The following is a 25169-nucleotide window of genomic DNA, read 5'->3' as shown; positions in this document are numbered from 1 at the left end:
CCCTTCGTCCTCCGCGGTGCCTGGCCGTTGGGCGCTCCCCCAACGAGCCACTGCTCTTCCCCAGGAATCGGGATTCGCGGGAACGAAGATTAAGGACAGCATAAAAATCCGTCAAGCCAGGTGGGGGCATTGTGCCCCACCCGGGACGGGCGCTCAGCCCTCCAGCGGGCCGAGGTCCTCGAAGTGCGTGAGGCGCTTGAACTCCGAGAAGCGGGTGCGGATCTCCGAGCGCGTCACCTCGCGCAGACGCTCGAGGCTGAACTTCTCCACGGTGAAGGAGGCCATGACGCTGCCCATCACCATGGCGCGGCGCAGCGTCTCGCTGTCCACGTGGCTGGCGATGGCCAGGGTGCCCATGAAGCCGCCGGCGAAGGTGTCTCCGGCGCCGGTCGGGTCGAACACGTCCGCCAGGGGCATGGCCGGGCAGGCGAAGATGTGCTCCTGCTCGAAGAGCAGCGCGCCGTACTCACCGCGCTTCACCACCACGCGCTGGGGGCCCATGCCGAGGATGGCGCGGGCGGCGCGGACGATGTTGTGCTCGCCGGTGAGCTGGCGCGCCTCGGCGTCGTTGACGAAGAGCAGGTTGACGCGCTTGAGCGTCTTGAGGAGCGCGGGCCGGCTGCCGTTGATCCAGAAGTTCATGGTGTCGGCGGCCACCAGCTTGGGCGCCTTCACCTGATCCACCACCTGGGACTGGAGCTCGGGGTGGATGTTGCCCAGGAAGACGTACTGGGCGTCGCGGTACTTCTCGGGCAGGCGGGGCGAGAAGGACTGGAAGACGTTGAGCTGGGTGTCGAGCGTCTCGGCCTCGTTGAGCTGGAAGCCGTAGCGGCCCTTCCAGCGGAAGGTGCGGCCCTTCTCGCGGGTGACGCCCTCGAGGTCCACGCCCCGCGCCTTGAGGAACTCCAGGTGGGCCTGGGGAAAGTCCTCCCCCACCACGGCCACCACCTGGGTGGGGGCGAAGAAGGACGCCGAGGTGGAGAAGTAGGTGGCGGAGCCGCCGAGGACGTCCTCCTTCAGCCCGAAGGGGGTTTCCACCGAGTCCAGCGCGACCGAGCCAACGACGAGAAGAGACATGGGGCTTCCAGGGAGAGGGGCCTTCGAACCAGGCACGGGGCTCCCAGGGGACCGCCCGTGCCGTGGCGAGGTACGACTTTTCACCCGGTCAGGTCAAGCACGCCGGGGCCGGACCCACACTCAGGGCGTGGGGAGGACGGGCAGCATGGACTTGAGATCGTCGTCCGTGAAGTAGATGCCGCCGCCGAAGAAGAAGTCGCGGCCGGCGAGCATCCGGCGGGTGTTGGTGTCGCGCCGGGGATCATTGAGGATGTCGTCCATGCCGGCGGTGACGAAGAGCCGATCGAACGCCTGGGCCCTCAGCGAGGTGCGGATGCGCGGGTAGCGCAGCTCGGCCACGGAGAAGTTGAAGGCGTCCACCGACAGCTTGAGGTGATCCTTGAAGAAGTGGAAGTCCGCGCCCACGCCGCCGGTGGACTCGATGATGCCGAAGCGCAGCGTGGTGAAGTAGTAGCGCTTGGCGAACTGGGCGCTGAACTTGAAGGCTTCCTTGGTGATGGTCTGCTTCTGGATGACGGGCTCGCCCGAGGAGGGCGGGTTGGCCTGGACGTACTGCGTCTCGGTGGCGCCGCGCGGATCATCCACCAGCTCCAGCAGGTAGTACTTGTCCGGCTTGGGGGCCAGCCGCAGCGTCAGCATGTTCTTCGAGGAGCCCTGCTCCACCAGGTAGGTGGCCTGCAGGCCCACCTCGGCCTGGAGGCCGGTGAGCTTGGAGGAGAAGTCGGACAGGTCCTCCACGGACTCGGAGAGCTTCTGCCCCAGGCGCTTGTCGGTGAGCAGCGTGCCCACGGCGCCCTCGCCGTTCTTCACCTTGGTGGTGACGTCCTCGATGTTGGCCAGCGTCCTGTCCAGCCGGCTCATCGTCTGCTTGAGGCTGGCCACGCTGTCCTTCAGGTCCCCTTCCCCGCCGTTGCCCACCAGCTTGTTCACCATCGAGAGCACCTCGCGGGTGTCGCGGGTGATGAACTCGATGTTGTGCACGATGTTGTTGACGCTCTGCTCGTTGGACGCGGTGATGCCGCGCACATCCGAGCTCACGCCCTCGACGTTGCGCAGGATGGCATCCAGCCGCTCGGAGCTGGCGCGCACCGTCAGGTCCACCGCGTCCGACACGCGCACGAGGTTCTCGACGATGCGCTCCATGGAGCCAGCGCCCTTGTCGCCGCCGAGCACGTCGCGCAGCGCGCCCGTCACCTGCTGGATGTCCGAGGTGATCTGACTGAGCGAGGCGAAGACGGCCTCCATGCCCTGCACGTCGATGACGCGGCGGATCTCCCCGCCCTCCTTCAAGGGGGGCGCCATCTCCGTGCCCGGGTTCAAATCCAGCAGGTAGTCGCCCAGCAGGGACTCCGAGCGCTTGGCCAGCGTGGCGTCCTCGAACATGGCGACGTCGCGGCGGATGCGCACGGTCACCCTGGCCCGCGTGCCCTCCAGCTTGATGCTCTCCACCTCGCCCACGGGGAGGCCGGCGATCTGGATGCGGCTCTTGGGCCCCAGGCCCGAGGCGTCCCGGAAGTACGCATAGGCCTGGAGGGACTCGTCCTCACCCAGCCCCCCCTTGCGGGTGAAGAGGATGAAGCCAAAGAGAAACCCTCCGGCGACGAGCACCAGCAGGCCTACTCGGAACGGTGTGACGAGCTTCTTCACCGGGTGTGACTCCTAATCATTCTTTCCGAACCAGGTCTGGAGGAAGACCTTCACGGCGGGGTGCTGGGAGGAGCGTAGCTGCTCCGGCGGCCCCTGCTCCAGGATGACGCCCTTGTTGAGGAAGGCGATCTGATCCGCGATGTTGAAGGCCGAGGCGATGTCGTGGCTGATGACCACGCTGGTAATCCCCAGCTCGCGCTGGGCCGCGAGGATCATCTCGTCCACGTAGTCGGTGGTGATGGGATCCAGCCCCGTGGTGGGCTCGTCGTAGAGGACGATCTTCGGATTCATCACGATGGCGCGCGCCAGGCCCACGCGCTTGCGCATGCCGCCGGACAGGTCCGCCGGGAACTTGTGCTCGGCCGACTGCGGCAGGCCCATCAGATCCAACTTCGCGCGCACCAGCTTGCGGATCTCCTCCTCGGAGATGCCGCGGTGCTCACGCAGCGGGAAGGCCACGTTGTCGTAGACGTCCATCGAGTCGAAGAGGGCGGCGGCCTGGAACACCATGCCGAACTTGTGGCGCACCCGCTCCAGCTCCTGGGCGCCCATGGGGACGATGTCCTCGCCGTCGATGACCACCTGCCCCTCGTTGGGCTTGAGCAGGCCGATCATGTGCTTCATCAGCACCGTCTTGCCCGAGCCCGAGCCGCCGAGGATGACGCAGGTGCTGCCCGCGGGCACGGACAGGTTGATGCCCGTGAGGACCTTGTGCACGCCAAAGGACTTGTGCAGGCCAGTGATTTCGATCATCGGCCGGGAGTTCGTGGCGTCCATCAGTGCAGGAGCACCCCGACGATGAAGTCGAGGATGAAGATGGAGAGGGCGCTGGACACCATGGCCTCGGTGGTGGCCTTGCCCACGCCCTTGGCGCCGCCCGAGGCATTGAAGCCCTTGAAGCAGCACACGAGCGCCACCGCCAGGCCGAAGACGGCGCCCTTGATGAGGCCCTCGTAGACGTCGATGGGATCCAACCACTGCTGGGTGCGGCTGATGAAGGTACCGGCGGACACGCCCTGGGTGCCCACCGAGACGACGTAGGCGCCGAGGATGCCCGAGGTGTCGAAGAGCAGCGTGAGCAGGGGCACCATGAAGAGGCCGGCAAGCACCCGGGGCACCAGGAGGTACTGGATGGGGTTGACGGCCATGGTCTCCAGGGCGTCCACCTGCTCGGTGACGCGCATGGTGCCCAGCTCGGTGCACATGGCGGAGCCGGCGCGCATGGTGACCATCAGCGCGGAGAACACGGGGGCCAGCTCGCGCGTGAGGGTGAGGGCCACCGTGGGGCCCACCAGGCTCTGCGCGTCGAACAGCTCGAAGGCCCGCGAGGACTGGTGGGCGAACACCATGCCGGTGAACAGCCCGGTGAGCAGCACGATGAAGACGCTGCCCACGCCCACGAAGTCCAGCTGGAAGAAGAGGTTGTGCCAGCGATACGGCCGGCGCACGCCCCAGCGCACCACGTCCACCCCGAGGGTGACCAGGTGCCCCAGCTCCTCCACCGCCTCGATGGCGCCCCGCCCCACACCCTCGATGGACTGGGTCACCAGGGAGGGCGGCTTGGGCTGCTCTTCGGCGTTCTGTGCGTTCTCGGAGGCCACGTGGGGCCCTACTCTACGTGGCTGCCCCGCCGGAACAAGCAAACGCTCTGCCTCCAGAGCCCCCCTCCGCCTCCAGGCAGCCCAGGCATCCAGGCACTCGGCCCCCCGTCATGACACGGCCCGACAAAGGGGTTTCTCCCGAGCGCGCTTGCCGTTATGTTCCGCCGCCCTTTTCATCCCCCTCCCAAAAGAGAAGCGAGAAGCAACACCCATGGCGACCCAACACAAGGTCGGCGGCGAGGTCGACGCGTTCTGTACCCGGTGCCGGCTCACGCTGGCCCACACCATCCTGGCGATGGTGGGCACGAAGATCGCTCGCGTCCGGTGCAACACCTGCAACGGAGACCACGCCTACCGCTCGGCACCGGGCACCACCGACAAGCCGAGCGCGGCGGCGCGCTCCAGCGGCGGTACCGGCGGCACGAAGGCTCCCCGGGCCAGCCGCGCCGAGGAGAAGATCATCATCTCCTTCGAGGAGCAGCTGGCGGGCAAGGACATCGCCAACGCCCCGCGCTACAGCCCCAAGGACACCTACAAGCCGGAGCAGGTCATCCAGCATCCCACCTTCGGGCTGGGGCTGGTGACGGCGGTGCGGGGTGACAAGGTGGACATCACCTTCAAGTCCGAGACGAAGACGCTCGTCCACGGACGCGGTGGGGCGCCGGCCGAGAAGCCCGCTTTCAGCCCGCCCAGTGCGAAAGCTACGGGCCCAGCGGACAAGCCCCAGGCCGAGGCAACGGAAGAGCCCGCTTCCCCGCCGGGCAACCCCGCCGAGAGTTGACAGAGACGCCAGGGAGGCTGGACGGTAGGCCCCCTCGTATGCGCGCGCCGTCACTCCCACTGCTGCTGCTGCTCGCCCTGCCCTCGCTGGCGGCGGCGGCGCCCTTCCCGGCGACGGCCACCCCCGCTCAGGTGGTGCTCGGCCGGGACAAGGCGGTGGTGGTGCAGGTGAAGGTGCCGCGCGGCACGCCTCCGCTCCGGGCCGTGGCCTCCACGGGCAGCCTCATGCCGCTGCCCGCCACCGCCCGGGGCGTGTATTCGTACCGCTGGATTCCCCCGGACATCCGCTACCCGCTGCTGGCGGTGCTCGCCTTCTGGGTGGACGCCGCCGAAGGCCCGCCGGACATCACCCCCGTGCACATCCCCCTGCTGGGCCGCACGGAGCTGGAGGTGAACACGGACGTGGGCGCCGGCGCCGAGGTGGTGGTGCAGGTGGCCGGCATGCGTTTCGGCCCGGTGACCACCAACCGCAAGGGCCGCGCCCAGGTGCCCGTGGAGGTGCCCCCCGGCGTGCGCGAGGCCATCGTGCTCGCCACCGCCAAGGGCCAGCAGACGCGCCGCACCACCCCGCTCGACGTGCCTCCCGAGCGCCCCCTGGTCGCGGTGCTCAGCCCGGACGTGATCCCGGTGGGCGGCACCGGCTGGTTGACGCTGCTGGGCGAGGCGCCCGTGCCCGCCACGGACGTGGAGCTGCGCGTGCAGGGTGGCGCCGTGGAGGAGCTGGGCCCGGGCGTGTTCCGCGTGAAGCCGGAGGCGGGTGCACGCACCGTCGTGGTGGACGCCCGCCGCAAGGACGGCACCGGCGCGACGCGCGTCATGGCCCCGGTGGACGCGCCCATCGTCGCCCGCGACCCTGCCCCCACCCCGCCCCCGGTGGAGCCCGTCCCCGTGAAGCCCGCCCCGGCGGTGGACTGGAGCCAGTACCTGAGCTGGCACAACCTCTCCCTGCACCTGCTGGCCGGGGGCTTCTTCGCTGGCGGCGACAACCGGGGGCCCCTGTTCTCGCTGGGGCTGGGCTACCGCCTGCCTCCCCTCGGCGGCCGCTTCTCGCTGGAGGTGGAGGCGGGGCTGCGCCAGTCCATGAGCCACCCCAGCCTGGGGCCCACGGGGCCGCTGCTGGACTCGCGCATGATGGGCCTGCCCCTGCTGCTGTCCGTGCGGGGGCTCGCCTTCGAGCGGGGCCCCCTCTCCCTCCACGGCCGCGCCGGAGCGGGCGTCGTCTACTACGACCAGCGCGTGACGAGCGCTTCCTTCGATGGGCAGCTCATCCAGCAGGGCAGCACGTTCATGGCCTTCGTGGCGGCCCAGGCCGCCTGGCGCCTCGGCCCGGTGAGCGCCCTGGTGGAGCTACGTGGCAGCCATGCCGCCGTCCAGACTCGCGAAGTCGATGCACAGCTCGGGGGACTGTCCGCGTCCCTGGGCGTGAGGTACGCCTTATGAGCAAGCTGCCTTCCCTCCTCCTGCTCCTGCTGTGCGCGTGCGAGACGCCCATGACGCAGCCGGAGCCCTTCCAGATCCTCGACATCACGCCGAGCGTCCAGGTCGCCAACGACGCCAAGAGCGTCACCGTGCGGCTGGACGTGGAGCCCCGCTTCCACGTGGACTACGGCGACCAGGAGGTGCGGATACTCGAGGAGCCGGTGCTGGAGATCGGCTCGGAGACGCTGGTGCCGATGGCCACGTACCTGGGCCACGGCCGGTTCCAGGGCCAGGTGGCCCCGGGGCTGCCACCGGGGCGCTATCCCATCCGGGTGAAGCTGGGGGACGGGCGCGAGGCCACCCTCGCCGACGCCTACGAGATCAAGCCCGCGGTGGGCTTCTGGGTCGAGCAGATCGGAGACCAGAAGACCGGCGAGCCCTTCACCGTCGTCCTGCATGCCGGGGACCCGTACGGCGAGTTCTTCGAGGGCACGGTGCAGGTGAGCGTCTACATCGGCAACACCAACGCCAACCTCTTCTCCTTCGTCAGCGGCCCTTTCACCGCGGGCGTGCGCGCGCAGGAGCTGACCGTCGACACGCCTGGGAACAACTACCTCATTGTCGTCCAGGACGTTCTGGGCAACACCGCCACCTCGAACGCCTTCCGGGTGTTTCCGAAGAACTGATTCACGAGACTCATGAGCACGCAACCCGTCCCTCCCTTCACGTGGCATTTCAACCTCGGCCGGATCCCCGTCCTGGTCGAGCCGAGCTTCTGGCTGTTCACGGCACTGTTCGGCTACGCCTTGTATGGGATCCGGGATCCGCGGGCCCTGATGGCCTGGGTGGGCGTGGTCTTCGTCTCCATCGTGGTGCACGAGATCGGGCATGCGCTCATGGCCATGGCCCTGGGCTGCGACGTGACGGTCATCCGGCTCTACGGGGGCGGAGGCCTGACCTACGCCGACCGGGCCCTCAGCCGCTGGCGGGACGTGGCCTTCGCCGCGGCCGGACCCCTCACCGGCTTCCTCTTCGGCGGGCTCATGCTCGCCGTGAATCGCTGGATTCCCCCGCGCAGTGACATGGGCCAGCTCATCCTGGGCTACCTGATGTGGGTGAACTTCGGGTGGGGCATCTTCAACCTGCTGCCGGTACTCCCGCTGGACGGGGGGCACATCCTGAAGGGCGTGCTCGGGCCCTCCCGGCTGCGCATCACGCTCTGGATCAGCGTCCTCACGGCCGGCGCGCTCACGGCCCTGGCGCTGGCAATCAAGGCCATCTACATGGTCTTCATGTTCGGCTGGATGGCCTACGACAACTGGCGGGCCCTCGAGATGGCGCGGAACATCAAGCCCCTCAAGCCCGTGAAGGTGCCGGAGATCGAGCCGGATGCGCTCGCGCGCGGCTGGCAGGCGCTGCGCTCGGGCCATGAGACCGAGGCGTCGCGGCTGGGGCACCTGGCCCTGTCGGCGGCGAAGCCGGGCGAGGAGAGCAACGCGGCGAGGGATCTGCTCGCCTGGGTGGCGCTGGCCGAGGGCAATGCCCGCGCCGCCGTGTCGCACCTGGAGAAGGTGGAGCCGCCCCAGGCCGCCCGGCCCTACAGCCTGGCCATGGCGTACGAGGCCGCGGGCGTGCCCGAGCGTGCCCTGCCCCACGCGCTCGCCGCGCTGGAGAAGGAGCGCACGGAGGCGGTGGCCGCGCTGGCGGTGCGTCTGCTGGTGAAGGCGCAGCGGCTGGACGAGGCCGAGCGCACCGCACGGGAGTTCTCCTGGAAGTCGCCGGCGAAGCGGGATGCGCTGCTCGCGGAAGTGGCGGTGGCCCGGGCGGACTTCGGCGCGGCGGCGGCACTGCACGCGAGCGCCTTCGAGGCCGTGGGCGACGCGGAGAACGCCTACCAGGCCGCCCGCAACCACGCGCGCGCCGGTCAGGGGGCCCAGGCCTCCGAGTGGCTCGCGCGCGCGCTGGAGGCGGGCTACGACGACTTCGAGGAGCTCGGCCAGGACGTGGCCCTGGCCGAGGCCCGCTCCGTTCCGGAGATCGCCGAGCGGCTCGCCCGGCGCGGCAAGGGCGTCGCCTAGAGGGCGGGCACCGGCCAGCCGGCGGGATAGCTGAGGTACGCCGTCCCGGCGGAGGCCTGGAGCCAGAGCGGCTCGAACTCGGAGCGCAGGTAGGTGCGCTGGACCGCGGCGTCGCTGGAGGCCGCGGGATCATTGATGATCGGGTTGCCGTTCGCGTCGAAGCCCACCAGCACCAGCAGGTGGCCGGCGGTCGAGCTGATGGGCGCCCCGGTGAGCTGCCCGCTGCCCCAGGAGATGCTGAGGATGGCGGGCACCCCGGCGGAGATCCACGGCTCGAGCTGCGCCAGGCTGCTGAAGCGCGTCACGTGCGACTGCAGCCCCTTGGTGGCCGAGTAGGCGGTGTTGAAGGGCCAGTTGCCGTAGCCCTTGTAGATCCAGTCATAGACGCCGCCGAGGGCCGCGCGCACGTGCGTCTCGCAGGCCGTCGTGGTGTCCCCCGCCCAGTAGCGCAGCACCATGGCCGAGGACGTGGGGCTGCACCAGACCTGGCCGCCGTCCGGGTAGACCATCTGCGAGCACTCGGGCACCGCGAGCACCTTGTTCCAGTGCGCCGGGTTGCCCACGGAGGCCACCGCGCTCTTGTCCGGCGAGGTGGAGAGGGCCACGGAGCTGGCGCGCACGCGCGGCACGGCGATGCCATCCGCGCTGAAGAGCCGCACCTTCAACTGGAAGGCCGTGGCCGACGCCTTCTTGTTGGTGACGACCAGGGTGTCGATGCCCACGTAGCCGTTGGTGTCCGACTGCGAGCCCGCCGAGTGGCGGCGCACCGTCGAGTAGTCCGCGGCCCACACACCCAGGTTGTACCACTTGGTCCACACCCCACCGACCTGGGCGCGGATCTGCGTCTCCATCCAGGTGCCGGTGGGCGTCTCCGCCTCCCAGGAGGCGATGGCCTCACGGAAGCCGAAGCCCGCGTTCATCATGGGGCTGGTGGCCTCGCCCACGCGGAAGCTGCCGCCGTTGTAGAAGTTGCCGCCGTTGTACGCACCGGGCGCGTAGGGATCCGTGCCGGCCACCGCCGTCTGGGGATCCACCTGCAGCGAGCCATCCGCCGCCAGGGCCACGCCGCTGCGCTGCCACGAGGAGAAACCACCCTGGCTCGCCGCCCAGCGCGCGAAGCCACTCTGGCTCGCCAGCGCCGGACTCACCCACGTGAGCGTGACGAGCACCGCGAACACGGCCGTCTTGAAGTTCCGCATGAACCGCCTCCTGAAATCGGGGGGTTCCTTTTTTACGCGTTTTCCAAGAAGTTACCAATGCTCAGGTGGCGAGTTGTTGGAGCAATGACCTCGCGGCCCGGACGTCCGGCGAGTCGTGGCGGTGCAGCTCGAGCCGCTGGGAGGTCGTCTCGAGGAGGCGCCGGGCCATGAGGGGCCGGCCCGTGTCGCGCAGCAGCCGGGCCAGGCTCACCGCCGCGCGCAGCTCGAAGAGGCCCGAGCCCTGCTCGCGGGCCAGGTGGATGGCGCGCAGCAGGCTGTAGCGGGCGTCGTCCTCGCGGCCCCAGGCGCGCAGCAGCTCCGCGTAGAGGCGGTGCAGCTCGACCCCGTAGGACAGCTCTCCCGTCGTCTCCTCCCAGGCCAGCGCTTCCAGGATGGCGGACAGGCCCTTGCGCACCTGTCCCCGCTTCAGCTCGGCCTCCGCGAGCAGGATGAAACTATAGGGCATGCCGGCCCGCAGCCCCATCGCCCGCCAGCGCTCGATGGCGTCGCGCAACAGTGCGATCCCCTCCTGCTCCTGTCCCAACATGCACAAGGCCCAGCCCCGGGTGACCGCCGACCAGGAGAGCCAGACCCAGAAGTCATGCCTGCGGGAGAGCTCCTGTACCCGAGTCGCCAGCTTGAGCGCCTCCTCGACTTCCCTCCGGATCTGGCAGGTCACAGCCGCGTAGGTCAACGCATAGGCCAAGGTGTGCGGATGGCCGATCCGCTCGGCATACTCCTGGGCTTCCCGGCTATAGCGCTGCGCCTTCTCCGGCTCACCGATCGCGGAGAAGATGATGGAAGCCACATTCAGCACACCCACCGTCGGGCTGATCCCATAGCGCGTAGCGATCGCTAGATTCTGCTCGACATCCGACTCCACGCAGGCCACCGAACGCTCGATGTGCGCGCGGGCCACCCGCATCCGTCCCCACATGAGAAAATTGGTGGCCATCATCCGGTGGCCCAGGGCGAGCAACTGGGGGCGGTGCTGGCCGCGGCCGAGTCCCACGAGATGCCGGGCCAGCTTGTGCCGCAGGTGGAAGTCCGCCCGCGCATAGCTGATGAAGGGCTCCCAGTAGGCCAGCTCGCTGACGGGCATCGACTCGCCCTGCTCCCGGATGAGCTGCCGCACGCGATCATCCGCCTGCTGCACCTCGGGCGCCCGGAGCCCCCGCGTCTGCATCAGCGGAAGCCCCATCGCCATCAACAGCTGCAGCTCCTGCTGGTTGCGCTGGCTGGACTCGGGCTGGGCGCGCAGCACCTCCAGGGCCGTGGAGAGATAGCGCACCGCCTCCGGGTGGTCGGCCTTCATGCTGGCGAGCTGCCCGGCCCCGGCCCAGTAGGGAATGGCGCGCTCGGGCTCCCCGGCCTCGGCGTGATGATGCGCGAGCACCTCGGGCCTCGTCGCCGCCACCCCGGGGAACTGCTCCTCCAGCACCTGGGCGACGTGCCGGTGGTAGCGCCGCCGCTCGCGCCGGGACAGGGACTGGCAGGCCGCCTCCTGGATCAACACGTGCCGGAACTGGAACACGGGCCCGCCCGCTCCCGGCTGCGCCTGTAAAAGGCCCGCGTCCTCCAGCCTCGCGAGCACCCACCGCAGCCCGGTCTCGTCCCGCCCCGTGAGCTTCACGAGCAACGCCAGGGAGAGATCCCTCCCCACCACCGCGCACAGCTGGGCCAGCGCCTTCTGGCGCGAGGGCAGCAGATCCAACCTCGCCAGCAGCAGCTCGTGCAGCGTCTCCGGGATGGAGGGCGGAAGCGCCCGGGGCCCGGCGGCGCTGGAGTCCGCCCGCTCCAGCACCATGCGCGTCATCTCCTCGATGAAGAGCGGGACCCCATCCGTCTTGCGCACCAGCTCCTGCAGCAGCTCCGCGGGCAGCTCCCTGCCGAGCGTCACTTCCTTCACCAGGGCCGCGGAGGACCCGGCCGGCAACCGCTCCAACCCGAGCGGGTGGAACCAGGGCCTGGCCGGCCAGGGCGGTTGGAACTCCGGACGCGCGCTGAGCGCCACGAGGATGGGCTCCTTGCTGACGGCGCCAAGCAGCGCGCCCAGCAGTTCCAGCCGGAAGGAGTCGGCCCATTGCAGATCCTCGACGGTGAAGAGCAGCGGACGCTCCCGCGCCATGCGCCGCAGCAGCTCCACCAACGCCTCGAGGGCGCGCTCCTTGCGCCACTCGGGCGCGAGCACGTGCACCGGAGAGCCCGCCGGCACGGGAAGGCCGACGAACAGGCCGATGAGGTGTGCCTGCTCCTCGCTCAGGCCGAGCGCGCCCAACCGCGCCACCATCTCCGCCAGGTGCTGGGCCGGCGTGCCCTCCGGTGACAGCCGGAGCAGCTGCGTGAGGATGGCGCTCGGCGGTTGCAGCGAGCCCGCGCTGAAGCGGGGCCAGCACTGGAGCGGCATCGGCACGGTGGCCTCTGGAGCCACCCGCTCGCGCAGTGACTGGAGGAGCAGGGACTTGCCAATGCCCGCCTCGCCCTGGACGAGCACGAAGCTCCCCTGCCCGCTCCGGGCTTCCTCCCACCGCTCCAGCAGCCGCCGCAGCTCGCGCTCCCGGCCCACCATCGGCCGGTGTCCCCGGGCGGCCAGCGACCGATCGAACCGGGAGGCCACCGCCCGCGCTCCCCTCACCCGATGGACCTCTAGGTGCGTGGACCCCGACAGCCCCTCGAAGGTGCGAGCCCCCAGCGGCTCGGTCTCGAAGAGTCCCCGCACCAGCCGCCACGTCGTGTCGCCGATGGCGACGCCACCGGGCCCGGCCTGCCGCGCCAGCCAGGAGGCCACCCGAGGCCCCTCGCCCTGGACGGAGTGCTCCTCCAGAATCACCCGATCCGTACGGACCCCCAGCCGCACGGAGAGCCCGCCTCCGCGCAGGTGCGGCAGCTTCTGGCGCAGGCCTTCCGGGAGCAACCGGGCCAGGAGCAGCGCCGTCCGCACCGCGCGCTCCGAGTCATCCTCCCGCGTCCGCAGACAGCCGAAGCACGCCAGCACCTCCCCGCCCATGCTCATCAGGAGCGAGCCCCCATGCCGGGGAAGCAGCTCCTTGCAGGCCTGGTGGAAGGCCGTCTGGAGCTCGCCGAGATCCTCCGAGTCGAGCTGCGTCAGGGTCCCCGTCTGGCCCGTAAGCTGACAGCACACCAGCGTCACCTGCCGGCGCTGGGGCTCCAGGGCCTTCGGAGGCTCGTGCACGAAGCCGAGCCGCACCTGCACCTCGTGCAGCTCCTCCCGCATGTCCCGCGCGGTGGGAAAGCGCCGGCCGGGCTCCTTGGCCAGGGCCATCGCCAACAAGGCGTCCACCTCCCGGCGCAGCTCCGGGCGCACGGCGCGCGCCTGCGGCATGGGCTCCGCGGACGTCACCCGCGCCTTCAGCTCATGGAGCGACACATGCGGGTACGGCAACGTGCCGGTGAGCATCTCGTACAACACCATGCCCGCGGCCCAGAGATCCGTGCGCACGTCCTGCGCCTCGCCCCGCCACTGCTCCGGCGCCATGTAGCCCGGCGTCCCGGCGGTGGGCAGGTGCGGCGCATGCGGCAGGGCCGACACCGTGAACCACGCCAGTCCGAAGTCCAGCAGCTTCGGCGTCCCGTCCCGGGTGATGAAGACATTGGTGGGCTTGAGATCGCGATGGATGACGCGCTGCTCATGCGCATGGGCCAGGCCCGCGAGGATGGCGTCGAGGATCTCCAACGCACGCCTCGGCTCCAGCCGCCCCTCCCGCTGCAACACCGCCGCGAGCGACTCGCCCTCCAGGCACTCCATCACCAGGAAGGGCAACCGGGTGGCTCCCGGCCTGTCGCTCCACTCGCCCACGTCGAAGATGCGGACGATGTGCTCGTGCGACAGCCGGGCAATCGCCCGGGCCTCGCGCAGGGCCTCCTCGATGAACTTCCCGCGGGGCATGAGGAACTTGAGCGCCACCTCGCGCTGCAGCTCCTCGTCCCGGGCGCGGAATACCCACCCCATGGCCCCGTGCCCCAGCTCCCGCAGGACCTCGAACCGCCGCCCTTCCTTTCCCCCCAACCATTCCCCGGGCACCGGCAGGCGGGGAGGCGCGTCCGCCAGCACCAGCTCGCGCAGCAGCTCGCGCTCGAAGCTCGACAACCCGGACTCTTCTCCCTGGCTCAGGGCCGGGCAGGACTGCGGGCCCTCCCCGATTGACTCGCTGGACATGATGGCGCTCCCAGCCTGCTCCCCTGAAGTTATGAATCCGCCGGAGCACGAACCACCGGGCCCGCCGAGGCACCTCGGCGGGCCCACCCCTCTCCCGCCCGCTCACTTCCAGGGCGCGAACAGGTTCTTCAGCCCGCCGATCACCGGCTCCAGCGCGGGGTAGTGCCGCAGCAGGACGGTGCGCATCGTGTTGTCGCTGACCCACTGGCGGCCCGCCTCGGTGTAGTACTCATTGGTGTACGCCGTGGTGAAGAACCGGTCGCTCTTCAGGCGGCGCGAGGCCATGAGCAGGAAGATGCGGAACGCCGTGTCGCTGAAGCCGAAGCCCTGGGGAGGCTGCTCGGCGTAGAGGCCCACCATCAGATCCACGCGGTCCATGTCCCCGTAGACCTTCTGCAACTGCTGCTGCCAGGTCTTGTTCGAGGTGAGCTGGGCGAAGGATCTCAAGCGGGGTGTGCGCAACGCCTCCCGGAAGTCGTTGTACCGGGGCACGCCCCGCTCCCGATCCCTCAGGATGTCGATGGTGGCCAGATCGATGCGCTCCGCCGCGCCGTCCGGCAGCGCGTGGTTGCGCAGGAAGTCGGGATAGTTGTGCAGGGTGAGGGCCCCCGGGTGGGTCATGCCAAAGGAGAAGAACAGATCCTCCATCGAGCTCTCCCGCTGGGCCGTCCGCGCCCTGGCACCCGCCAGCTCGTGGATCGGCTTCATCCGCAGGTAGCGGGGATCCGCCAGGGAGCGCAGGGGGACCTTGTCGGGGATCAGCGGGTGCATGCGGTAGACGGACGCGAACTCCTCCGTCAGCGCGAAGTCCACACCGAAGTGATCCGTCGGTGAGCCGAGAATGCCGTGCTGCGTCTCCGAATCCTTGACGGCCAGCTTCAACAGCCGGGACACCTTCTGGGTGGCGAGCCCCGTCCAGTTCGAGTTCATCGCGATCTCCAGGGCCGGGTGGCCGAGGATCGCCGGAGTCCACTCCACGGTGTGGATCTTCGCCATGAGCGCGCAGTTGACGAGCCGCGCGTGCTGGTAGAGCTGCTCGTCCGTCAGGGAGGGATTGACCTTCTTCAGGCGCTCACAGATGGCGTTGTGCTCCAGGGTGAACAGGGTGTGGAGCATGCTCAGGCCCACCCACCAGCCCACGGTCGAGCCGGTGAGGTCGATGCCCTTGGCATCGAGCGGCAGGAGCCGATCCGCTCCGATGTGGAGCTTGCCGTCCACGTGGGAGCGGAACTGGTGGGATTGCTTCGGGGAGTCGCCGTAGAGCTGTGAGGCGTCCCACCAATGGGTCCCCTGGTTGTCGAAGGCAGGTGGAACCCTGCCCGGGATGCCAGGCGCGGAGGGCAACGTGCGGGGCACGCGCATCTGCCGCTCGTGCCAGGTGTCGTGCTCCGGGACGGGAATGGTGTGATCGTTGCGCCGATCCTCATCCGTGGCGTGCTCGAACCAGTCATGGACCTGGAACTGGATCCACGCCGCGGCGAGCAGGTTGAGCGTCGTGGCGGGTTTGAAGACGTCGCGCGCCAGCAGGAGGCGGCTGACCTCGCGAGGACAGGGCTTGAGCAGGGTCGTTTGCTTGGTCTCCGGGATGAGCGCTCCCGGATCGAAGTTGCGGCCGAAGCGCCGCCCCTTCGCCCCCATCAGCGGGTTCTCGAGGTCGGTCCTCGTGCCATCCAGGCTCCGCCAACGGAGGGGAGCACGCCCATCATTCACGCCCACGGGCTCCTGGGGCCGCAGCGCCGAGGTGCTGTGCAGATTCTGCCAGCGCAGGCGGTTGCGCAGCGCCCAGAGCGACATGACGGCGAGGGTGGTGGGCTGCTTGTGCCAGGCCCTGTGCTTCGAGAGGCGCTCTAGCGCGGGGGTCAGCAGACGCGTCTTGAGGGGGATGGGGGTATGGGGTTGCATGGCACTGCCCTGACTCCACCGCGGATGGATGGGACGGCCCGGCTTGCGGTGGGAAGCCGGAGACCGCTTGCGCGAAAAGGGGATGGGTTCAGGCGTTGATGTTGGCCTCGAGGATGCCCGGCTCGATCCGCCAGAGGGCCGGGGGCTGCCGCCCCATCCGGCACTGCAGGGCCTGGAGCTCGTCCTGGAAGGCCCGCATGGCGGCGGCCCCTTCCTTGTCCAACGCCAGGTACGAGAAGTCCTCCAGCAGCGAGGTGCGCTGCACGTTCAGGATGAAGTTGGCGTTGACGAGGCGCTGGTAGACATCCACGGGCAGGCGCTGGCCGTTCTTGTAGACGCGCACCGGCTGGACATGCGGCCAGAGCTGGTAGTTCCACAGGCCAGTGCCGAGGGACTCGTGCTCCACGGACTCGAGGTAGATGATCGCGGCGATCAGCCGGGCCGCGCTCGAGACGGTGGGATTGCCGCCGATCAACCGCCTCGTCCCGTTGGGAAGGAGCGAGTCCAGCTCACCCAGCCAGCGGCCGAAGTCCTCGTCCCGGCGGAGCCCGTCGTCCGTGTAATACAGCTCCAGGTAGCGCTCCGCATACGCGTGCATCACGTTGAAGAGCGCCCGGCGGTTGTCCAGGACCGGCATGGCGAGGCCCTTCCCCTCCAGCTCCAGGAGGCCGCGCTGCCGGGCGTCCTCCTGGGGATCGAACCGGGAGATGTCGAACTGGTCGTGGGTGTCATCGAGCAGCCTGCACATCTCCGGGTACTTGAAGCTGAAGAGGTCCCCGTAGTCGCCGCCCGGGGTGAGCTGGCTCTTGATGGCGAGCAGGTTGCTGTCCTGCGTCCCATACACGTGAGGCCAGAGCAGCCGGCGCACGGGGTGGTCGGCGGGGAGGCCGTTGCGGGTCGCGATGGCGGCCGCGGAGCCTCCGGTGAGGTGGACCCAGTTGAGGTGGCGCACCAGCGACATGTGCGTCGTGGCCGCGCACAGCGCGAGCTTGCGTGACAGCTCCCACTGGGAGTCTCCCGGCCTGGAGCTGCCCAGCTCGGATTCGATCCGCACCACCTGGAGCTTCCGCTCACCGTCCATTTCGAACAGGACACGAACGCCCAGGGAATGCAGCCCGTCCTTGTGCTCGTAGTCTCCGAGCTTGCGGAAGTCCCACTGGTAGCTGTCGTGCGAGGCCTTCTCCAGATAGCAGGCATAGGGGCTCGCCACGGCCAGGCGCGCGAGATCGACGTCGCCGGTGTACTCCGCGGGCAGCTCGGGGTCCTTGAACAGCTTGCGGTGGCCCGGGGTGCAGGCCGTGCCCATCGCCTTCCAGGGATCCGCGTCGATGGGGGGCAGTCCCTTCTGCGTGGGAGGGAGCCAGCGTTGCAGTACCTTGTCCTGGAACCAGTAGATGCGCTGCCTCACCCACGAGCGGAAGGCGGGCCACGAGCGCCACACGCGCCAGGAGACCTCGTCCTCGGGAAGCCACTGGGCGACGCGGACCTTCCTGACGGGAATCTCCCCCAGCAGGCTCTTGAGGCTGATCGTCTCGAGCCTCCTCCCGGCCTCCCGTGGAACGGGGATCCGCACCACCCGGTTCATGCTGAACTTGGTCTTCGTCCACCCATTCCAGAGGGACCGCCGGGACTGCCAGAGCTTCTTCGCGATGAGCTGTCTGGAAGAGTCGATGAACCGCATACACGCGTCTCCTTCTCCCGGCGGAGGCCGGAAGACATACAAGATGTGAGTGATTGGGAGGGTGGGCCCCGATGTAATGCGCACCCATTGAGAAGGAGAGGAACGGTCCTGGATGTGACGAGGAGCGGGAGGAGCCTCCTGGGGCGGGCGCTCAGGAGAGCCGAGCGGGGCTCGCTTCCTGCTCCAGCAGCGCGCGCGCCTCCTGGAAGTCGGGCGAGTCCCCTTCCCAACCGAGCCGATCGAGCAGCCTCGTGAGGAGCCGCCGGGTCAGCGCCGGCTTGCCCAGCTCCCCAAGCATGCGCCCCAGGCCCACCGTGGCGCGCAGCTCGAAGAGGCCGGCCGCCTGCGAGCGGGCCACGGCGATGGCGCGCAGGAAGCTGTGTTTCGCCTCGAGCACCCTTCCCCCGGACCGCAGGAGCTCTCCCCTCAGCCGATGGAGCTCGGCCTCGCAGCCGCGCTCCCCCGTCGTGTCCGCCCACTCCAGTCCCTGATGGATCGCCAGCAGCCCCTCCTCCACCTGCCCCAGCTTCCAGTGGAACTCCGCGAGCACCGAGCAGTTGTAGGGCATGCCCGCCCGGACGCCCCGAGCCAACCAGCGCTCGATGGCCTGCTTCAGCTCCTCGAGGTAGTCCTCGGGCCGGCCCAGCTCGGACAGGGCCCAGAGCCGGATGACCCTCGACCAGGAGTTCCACAACCAGAAACCGCGCTCGCTGGAGATGGCGATGGCCTCGTCCGCCCATTTCAAGGCCAGGTGCACGTCCCTGCGGAACTGACTGGCCACGGCCGAATACGTCAGCGCGTAGGCGATGGTGTGGGGGTGGCCAATGCGCCGGGCCAGCTCCAGGGATTCCCAGGCGCGCTGCCGGGAGCGAGCCGGCTCGCCGAGCATCGAGAGGACGATGGAGCTGTGGGCCAGCGCCGTCGTCAGCGGATTGGCCCAGTGCCGCAGCGACAGCTCCCGGTGGTGCTCCAGGTCGAAGTGCGAGAGGGCCATCGCATGCTCGAAGTGCTCCAGGGACTCACGGAGCTGGCCCCAGAAGAAGAGATCGGTGGCCATCATCCGGTACCCCTGGGCGAGCAGCTCCGGGTCGTGCTGCCGCCCGCCCACCGCCACCAGCCATTCGGCCAGCTCGTGCGCGAGCGCATATTCCCCTCGTGCGAAGTGGTAGGAGTAGATGCCCCAGTACGCCAGCTCCAGCCGGGGCAGCACCTCGCCCATCTGGTAGAAGAGCTCGCGCACCCGGGCGAACGTGCGCTCCACCTCGGGGGCGAGGTAGCCGCGCACCTGCACCAGGGGAATGCCCAGCGCGACCTGGATCTGCAGCTCCTGGCGGCGGCGCTCGTCGGAGTCCGGCAGACGCTGCAACAGCTCCAGCGCCCGGGAGAGATACCCCATCGCGTCCTGATGGGCCGATTGCAGGGCCGCCTGCCGCCCGGCCTGGGTCCAGTAGTGGAGGGCCGGCACGAGCTCCCCCGCCTCCGTGTAGTGGTGCGCGAGCACCTCGGGCCGATCCTGGACCTCCTGGGGGGAGTGCTCCGCCAGGGCCTTCGCGATGCGCAGGTGGTACTGACGCCGCACGCCCCGCGACAGGGACTGGTAGGCGGCATCCTGGATGAGCGCATGCCGGAACTCGTACCCGGGCGCGCCCGGCTCTTGTTGCGCCTGGAGCAGCCCCGCGTCCACCAGTCCGGACAATTCACGCTGGAGCACCGCGTCGCCATGCTCCACCAGGGTCGCGAGGAAGGCGACGGTGAAGCCACGGCCCACCACGGCGCACAGCTGGGCCAGTCCCTTCTGGCGCGAGGGCAGCGTGTCCAACCGGGCCAGCAGCAGCTCATGCAGGGTGATGGGAATGGAGTGCGGCAGGCTCTCCGGCGTGCCACCGGCGGAGGCCCGCTCCAGCACCATCCGTGTCATCTCCTCGATGAAGAGCGGAATGCCGTCCGTGCGGCTCACCAGTTGCTGGACCATCCCGGCCGGCAGCTCCTTGCCCCCGGCCTCCTTCACCAACGTCGAGGCCTGACACGTCCCCAGGCGCTCCAGGGGGAGCTGGTGGTCCCAGGGATGCCGGCTCCACGGTGGCCGGAACTCCGGACGAGCGCTGAGGACGACCAGCAGCCGCTCCCGCTCGATGGAGTCCAGCGCGTAGCTCAGAAACTCCAGGTGGGCGGAATACGCCCAGTGCAGATCCTCGACGGTGACGAGCACCGGCCGCTCCCGGGTCCGCTGCAGCAACAGGTTGCGCAGCGCCTCGAAGGCCAGGTCCCTGCGGCGCTCGGGGGTGAGCAGCTGGAGCGGAGAGCCCTCGGGCAGGGGCAGGGCCAGGAGCTGGCCAATCAGCTGTGCCTGCTCGGCCGGAACGCCCCGCGTCCCCAGTTGCTCCTCCAACTCCTTCAACTGCCGCTCGGGGGAGGCACCCTGGGACAGGTGGACCGTGTCCTGGAGCAGCTCGATGACCACCGAATGGGAGCGGGCGTTGAACCGGGACCAGCACTGGATGGGGATCCACGTGACCGCCTCCGGAAGGACATGCTGCCGCAGCTCGAGGATGAGGCGGGACTTGCCAATCCCGGCCTCTCCCTGAATCAGCACGGACGCCCCCTGCCCTCGCCGGGCCCACTCCCACAGCTCCAACAGCCGGTCCAGCTCGTGCTTGCGCCCCACCAGCGGCGTGAGCCCGCTCGCGGCGAGCGCCTGCTCGATCCGGGTGGCGGCCGGCCGCTCGCGCAGCACGCGGTGGACCGCGATGCGGACGCTCCCGGCGAGCCCATCGAAGACGCGCGTCCCGAGCGGCTCGGTGACGAACCCGCCACGCACCAGCCGCCAGGTCGTGTCGCTGATCACCACCTCGCCCGGCCCCGACTGGCGCGAGAGCCAGGCGGCCATGCTGGGGGCCTCTCCTCGCGGAGCCGCTGTGCGCTCCCAGGGGTCCGCCGAGACGTCCTGCAGCACCACCCTGTCCGTCCGGATGCCCACGCTCACGGCCAGCGTGGAAGGCAGGTACGGCAGCTTGCGCCGCAAGGCCACTGGCAGGTTCCTGACGAGGTGCAGTCCCGCCTGCACCGCGCGCTCCGAGTCGTCCTCGCGCACCTGATTGCACCCGAAGCACGCGATCCCTCCGCATCCCACGTACTGGAGCGGACCCCCTCCGTGCCGCCGGATGATCTCCGTGCAGCACTGCTGGAAGAGTGTCTCCAGCTCGCCCAGGTCATCGGCATCGAGCGGTTCACCGGAGTCACTGCCGGTGAGGCCCGAGAGGCCGGTGAGCCTGCAGGACACCAGCGTCACCTGGCGGTGCTGGGACTCGGTGGAGGAAGGCCGCGCCGCTCGGGACCGGGCCTCGGAGGCGAACAGCGACTCCAGCTCGTGCAGCTCCTCGCGCAGCTCCAGGGCCGTCTGGAAGCGCATGGCCGGCTCCTTGGCCAGCGCCGTGGCCAGCAGCCCGTCCACCTTCCGGGGGATCTCCGGGCGGAACTCGCGCACCGAGGGCATGGACTCGCCCGAGCTCACCCGCGCGCGCAGCTCCCGGGGGCCGGCCTCCTGGAAGGGGAGCCTCCCGGTGAGCATCTCGAAGAGCACCATTCCCGCGGCCCAGATGTCGGTGCGCTCGTCCTGCGGCTCGCCCCGCCATTGCTCCGGGGCCATGTACGCCGGTGTTCCGGCGACGAGCAGCCGCTGGGGCATCCCGGAGAGATCATTGGCGATCAGGTGGGCCAGCCCGAAGTCGAGCAGCTTCACCACGCCCTGGGGGGAGATGAAGACGTTGCTGGGCTTGAGATCGCGGTGGATGATGTCGCGCTCGTGGGCGTGGGAGAGGCCCGCGGCGATAGCGTCCAGGATCTCCATCGCGCGCCGCAGCCCGGGCAGCTGCTGCTCGAGCATGCCGGCCAGCGAGTCTCCCTCCAGGCACTCCATGACGAGGAAGGGAACCGGCGTCTCCCCGGGGCCGCTGCTCCACTCGGCCACGTCGAAGATGCGGATGATGTTCTCGTGATCCAGCCGGGCGATGGCCCGGGCCTCCTGGAGCGCCAGGCGGCTGAGGCCCCGGCGGGGCAGGAGGAACTTGAGCGCGACGATGCGCTGCAGCTCCTCGTCCCAGGCCCGGAACACCTGTCCCATGCCCCCCCGCCCCAGCAGCTTGCGGATCTCGAAGCGCGAGCCGTCCTTGCCGCCGAGCCGCTCCCCGAGCAGCGGCATTCGAGGCAGCGGCTGCAACACGAGGAGCTCCTTCAGGAAGGAGTCATCGAAATCCGAGTTCCCCGATAGGACGACGTACCCGCTCGTGAGAGGAGCGAGGGTGCCGCCTTCGTGACTGGATTCCTTGCGCATTCGAGCCCCCAGCGCATTCCCAGGCATTCCGCACCCGGGAGAGCGCTCCAGCAAGGAAGCTATGAATGCTGTGAATCGGATGTCACGTTGCGCGGATTCATCCCCGTGTACCGGTACGGCCTGGCAGCGGCCCGCCTGGTCAGTCGAGCAGCTGCATGAGGTCCGCCCGCGTGATGGCCGCGGCCCCGGAGGCGCCCCCGAGCGCGGACTCGAAGAGCGCGCGCTTCTTCTCCTGCAGGGTGAGGATCTTCTCCTCCACCGTGCCCTGGGACACCAGCCGGTACACCATCACCGGCTGCTGCTGGCCGATGCGGTGCGCGCGGTCCGCGGCCTGCGCCTCCACGGACGGGTTCCACCACGGATCCACGAGGAAGACGTGGTCCGCCGCCGTGAGGTTGAGCCCCGTGGCGCCCGCCTTGAGGGAGATGAGCATCACGGGAGGGCCCTTCGGATCCTGGAACGACGCGGCCACGGCGCCGCGGTTGGACGTGCCGCCGTCCAGCCGGATGAAGCCGATGCCTGCCTCGCGCAGCGCCGGCTCGATGAGATCCAACATGGACGTCCACTGCGAGAAGACGAGCGCCTTGTGCCCCTCCTCCACCGCGGTGCCAATCGCCTCGAGCAGGGCCTGCACCTTGGAGGACGTCTGCGCCTGCTGTCCCGGCACGAGCGCGGGATGGCACGCCGCCTGCCGCAGCCGCAGCAGGGCCTCCAGCGCCTTCAGCACGCTGCCGCCCTCCTCCAGCTGCGACACCACCTCCTCGCGCGTGGCGGCGTACACCGCGTCATAGACGGCGCGCTCCCGCTCGTTGAGGGTGACGTGCAGCACGGACTCGGTGCGCGGCGGCAGCTCGGGCGCCACGTCCCGCTTGAGTCTGCGCAACACGAAGGGACGGATACGCGCGCGCAGCAGCTCGGCCGCGCCCTTCTGGTTGTCCGAGACGGGCCGTGACCACCGCTCCTCGAACTCCTTGCGCCCCCCGAGCAGCCCCTGGTTGGTGAAGTGCATGAGGCTCCACAGCTCCTCGAGCCGGTTCTCGATGGGAGTGCCGCTCAGGGCCACCCGGAAGGAGGCCTGCAGGCCGTACGCCGCGCGCGCCACCTGGCTGTCCGGGTTCTTGATGGCCTGGGCCTCGTCCAGCACCACCGTGTCCCACGCCTTGGCGCCGAGCACCGCCGCGTCCAGGCGCAGCAGCGCGTAGGTGGTGAGCGTCACGTCGGCCGTCTCGTCCAGGGTGCGGCCGGGGCCGTGGTAGACGGAGACCTTCAGCGAGGGACGGAAGCGCTTCACCTCCGCCTCCCAGTTGGGCAGCACGCTCGTGGGAGCCACCACCAGGGTGCCCGGCCCCAGGACGCAGATGGTCTGCAGCGTCTTGCCGAGACCCATGTCGTCCGCGAGCACGCCGCCGAGGCCCGCCTGCCGCAGGAAGGTCAGCCAGCTGATGCCCTGGAGCTGGTAGGGGCGAGGCGTCGCGGTGAGATCCTTGGGGAGCTGCACGTCCGGCAGCTTCTCGAAGCCCTGCACCAGGGGCGCCAGCCGCTCGAGCCCGGGCGGGGGTGGATGCTCCAGCGCGTCGCACAGGCCGGTGAGCTGCGGGATGGCGTGGTTGGCGAGCCGCCCGTCCTTGCCGCGCGCGGCCAGCAGATCCGCCACGCGCTGGCCGTGCGACTTGAGCCACGCGGTGGGCAGCGGCGCCCATCCGCCGCCCTCCAGCGGCACCAGGCCCAGCCCCTCCTCCCACGCACGCATCACCGCCGCCGCGTCCACCGAGCGCGGCGCGCCCGGCATCCCCTCCACCTGGAAGTCGAGCGAGAAGCCCACCTGGGGCACACCGGCCTGCGTGGCGCCCGCCTCCACCGAGAGCATGGGGCGCAGCTTCACGTTGGGGCTCACCACGCGCGCCGCGTCTCCGGTGAGGCCGCCGCGCCAGCGCCGCAGCTTATCGGCGAGCTGCACCGCGTCCTTGCCCTGCACCGTCACGCGCCGGCCGGGCACCATGTTCAGCTCGTCGCGCAGTTGGTGGATGAGCTTCTGCTCGGCGCCCTCGTCGCGCACGGGCACCGCGCCCTCGAGGTACACCATGCGCCCGTTGTCGATGCGCACCGTGGGCGGCGAGCCATACACCAGCGTGGGCAGCACCGAGAGGCCGGAGTCCAGCTGGTTGAGGTCCAGGGAGATGCGCGGCTGGAGCGTGCGGTCGATGGGCGGCAGCCGCTGGCTCTTCACGTTCACCGGCATGCGCCGCGCGAGGTCCGGCAGCATCTTCCCGGTGAGGTCCCCCATCTGCTCGGGAGAGAAGACGCGCTCCTGAGGCAGGCTCTCCAACCTCGTACCGGTGAGCCCCTGCTCGCCAAGCCGGCAGAGCGTGCCGCCGCACACCACGATGCCGGGGCACACCAACTCGGAGATGCGCGGGTCCTTCTCGATCTTGACCACCGTCTGCTCGCCGCGGTCCTCCACGGTGACGCGGGGAAGGACGGGCTCACTCGAGACGGACACCAGCGCGCCGTCGAAGATGACGGTGCGCGCGGGCTCCAGGACGCGCAGGAGCGCCTCGAGCCGCTCGGGTGGAAGCGCGCCCCGCGTGGGCTTGAGCAGCAGCTTGTCCGCGAGCAGATCGCACGGCTCCACCTGGATCCGGGCCGCCTCCACGGGATTGGTCAGCACCGACGCCAGACTGCGCGCCAGCAGCCGCGCGGTGTTGTCCGGACGCACCAGGAGACGCTCGAGCTGGAGCCCTCCATCCACGCGCTTGAAGCGGTACACCATGCGCTCGGGCTTCGGCGCGTTCGGAGTGGCACCCGGGCGCGGGCTGGCCTGGACCGTGTTGGCCTGGGCGGGAGCGGGCCGGGACGGCACGGGCCGCGCGGGAGCGGGAGCGGGAGCGCGCTGAGCGGCGGGGGCGCGCTGGGTCACCGAGTGGTGGAGGACGATGGCGGCGGCAACCACGTGCTCGCAGGGGTCCACGCGGCCGCGGCAGTCACACTCCCAGATCTCGTCCTCCGGGTAGAGGACAGTGGTGAGGGGGGCGGGCCGGCCGGTGGCGCGCACCCGCAGTACGGCCTCTTCCTCACCGACGGACTGCACCGAGACGGCACCGGCGCGGGCGAGGCCCATGCCGGCGGACCAGGTGTCCGGGCGCGCTTCCTCCCGGACGGCATCGAGTAGCTCCGCGGTCAGAGACATCAGACCCCTTCCCTATCCCCACGGAGGGCCCCGCGCAAAAAAGGCATCCGGTCCGGGAGGGTGTTCCGCACAGCGCAGGCCAACCTGTCAC

General features: G+C 69.8%; 14 protein-coding genes. 4 read left to right on the top strand and 10 right to left on the bottom strand.

Translation table 11 applies throughout. The features are described from left to right. Positions 1 to 153: 153 nt before the first annotated feature. From NR798_RS23435 to NR798_RS23420, 4 genes are all read right to left on the bottom strand, one after another. Entirely contained in the window at positions 154 to 1077 is a 924-nt protein-coding gene (locus NR798_RS23435; RefSeq protein WP_375764699.1) for a PfkB family carbohydrate kinase, read from the bottom strand. A 120-nt stretch (positions 1078 to 1197) separates the two neighbouring features. Continuing rightward, positions 1198 to 2724, bottom strand: coding sequence for an MlaD family protein (locus NR798_RS23430; protein WP_375764698.1), 1527 nt, complete (start codon positions 2722 to 2724; stop codon positions 1198 to 1200). Positions 2725 to 2736: 12 nt separating this feature from the next. Further along, complete coding sequence (locus NR798_RS23425) at positions 2737 to 3477, bottom strand: ABC transporter ATP-binding protein (RefSeq protein WP_375773811.1); 741 nt, start codon at positions 3475 to 3477, stop codon at positions 2737 to 2739. Positions 3478 to 3500: 23 nt separating this feature from the next. Beyond that, positions 3501 to 4325: an MlaE family ABC transporter permease gene (locus tag NR798_RS23420; protein ID WP_375764697.1), complete on the bottom strand. Its 825-nt coding sequence runs from the start codon at positions 4323 to 4325 to the stop codon at positions 3501 to 3503. Positions 4326 to 4536: 211 nt separating this feature from the next. Here NR798_RS23420 and NR798_RS23415 point away from each other — a divergent pair, with 211 nt between their 5' ends. The 4 genes from NR798_RS23415 to NR798_RS23400 are packed head-to-tail and all read left to right on the top strand — an operon-like array spanning position 4537 to position 8602. Next, positions 4537 to 5106 carry a hypothetical protein gene (locus NR798_RS23415; protein ID WP_375764696.1) on the top strand — a complete coding sequence of 190 codons (570 nt, stop codon included), beginning with the start codon at positions 4537 to 4539 and terminating at the stop codon, positions 5104 to 5106. Between the two features lie 38 nt (positions 5107 to 5144). Continuing rightward, positions 5145 to 6545: a hypothetical protein gene (locus tag NR798_RS23410; RefSeq protein WP_375773705.1), complete on the top strand. Its 1401-nt coding sequence runs from the start codon at positions 5145 to 5147 to the stop codon at positions 6543 to 6545. Then, on the top strand, positions 6542 to 7210 hold the full coding sequence (locus NR798_RS23405; protein WP_375773704.1) for a hypothetical protein: 669 nt from the start codon (positions 6542 to 6544) through the stop codon (positions 7208 to 7210). Before NR798_RS23410 ends, NR798_RS23405 begins: the two co-directional genes overlap by 4 nt. Before the next feature lie 12 nt (positions 7211 to 7222). Next, positions 7223 to 8602, top strand: coding sequence for a M50 family metallopeptidase (locus NR798_RS23400; RefSeq protein WP_375773703.1), 1380 nt, complete (start codon positions 7223 to 7225; stop codon positions 8600 to 8602). Here the strand turns inward: NR798_RS23400 and NR798_RS23395 are convergent. From NR798_RS23395 to NR798_RS23370, 6 genes are all read right to left on the bottom strand, one after another. After that, entirely contained in the window at positions 8599 to 9801 is a 1203-nt protein-coding gene (locus tag NR798_RS23395; protein WP_375773702.1) for a C39 family peptidase, read from the bottom strand. The two genes, NR798_RS23400 and NR798_RS23395, sit on opposite strands and share 4 nt — an antisense overlap. A 61-nt stretch (positions 9802 to 9862) precedes the next feature. Then, positions 9863 to 13978: a protein kinase gene (locus tag NR798_RS23390; RefSeq protein WP_375773701.1), complete on the bottom strand. Its 4116-nt coding sequence runs from the start codon at positions 13976 to 13978 to the stop codon at positions 9863 to 9865. Between the two features lie 102 nt (positions 13979 to 14080). Then, positions 14081 to 15880 carry a peroxidase family protein gene (locus tag NR798_RS23385; protein WP_375773700.1) on the bottom strand — a complete coding sequence of 600 codons (1800 nt, stop codon included), beginning with the start codon at positions 15878 to 15880 and terminating at the stop codon, positions 14081 to 14083. Positions 15881 to 15968: 88 nt separating this feature from the next. Then, on the bottom strand, positions 15969 to 17561 hold the full coding sequence (locus NR798_RS23380; RefSeq protein ID WP_375773699.1) for a hypothetical protein: 1593 nt from the start codon (positions 17559 to 17561) through the stop codon (positions 15969 to 15971). Positions 17562 to 17712: 151 nt separating this feature from the next. Beyond that, positions 17713 to 21891 carry a protein kinase gene (locus NR798_RS23375; RefSeq protein ID WP_375773698.1) on the bottom strand — a complete coding sequence of 1393 codons (4179 nt, stop codon included), beginning with the start codon at positions 21889 to 21891 and terminating at the stop codon, positions 17713 to 17715. A 139-nt stretch (positions 21892 to 22030) separates the two neighbouring features. Further along, entirely contained in the window at positions 22031 to 25078 is a 3048-nt protein-coding gene (locus NR798_RS23370) for an SNF2-related protein (RefSeq protein ID WP_375773697.1), read from the bottom strand. Positions 25079 to 25169 lie beyond the last annotated feature (91 nt).

The sequence above is a fragment of the Archangium gephyra genome (assembly GCF_042230915.1).
Lineage (GTDB): Bacteria > Myxococcota > Myxococcia > Myxococcales > Myxococcaceae > Archangium > Archangium gephyra_B.
Note: the sequence above shows the minus strand (reverse complement) of the source record. Positions and strands in the feature narration are given on the sequence as shown.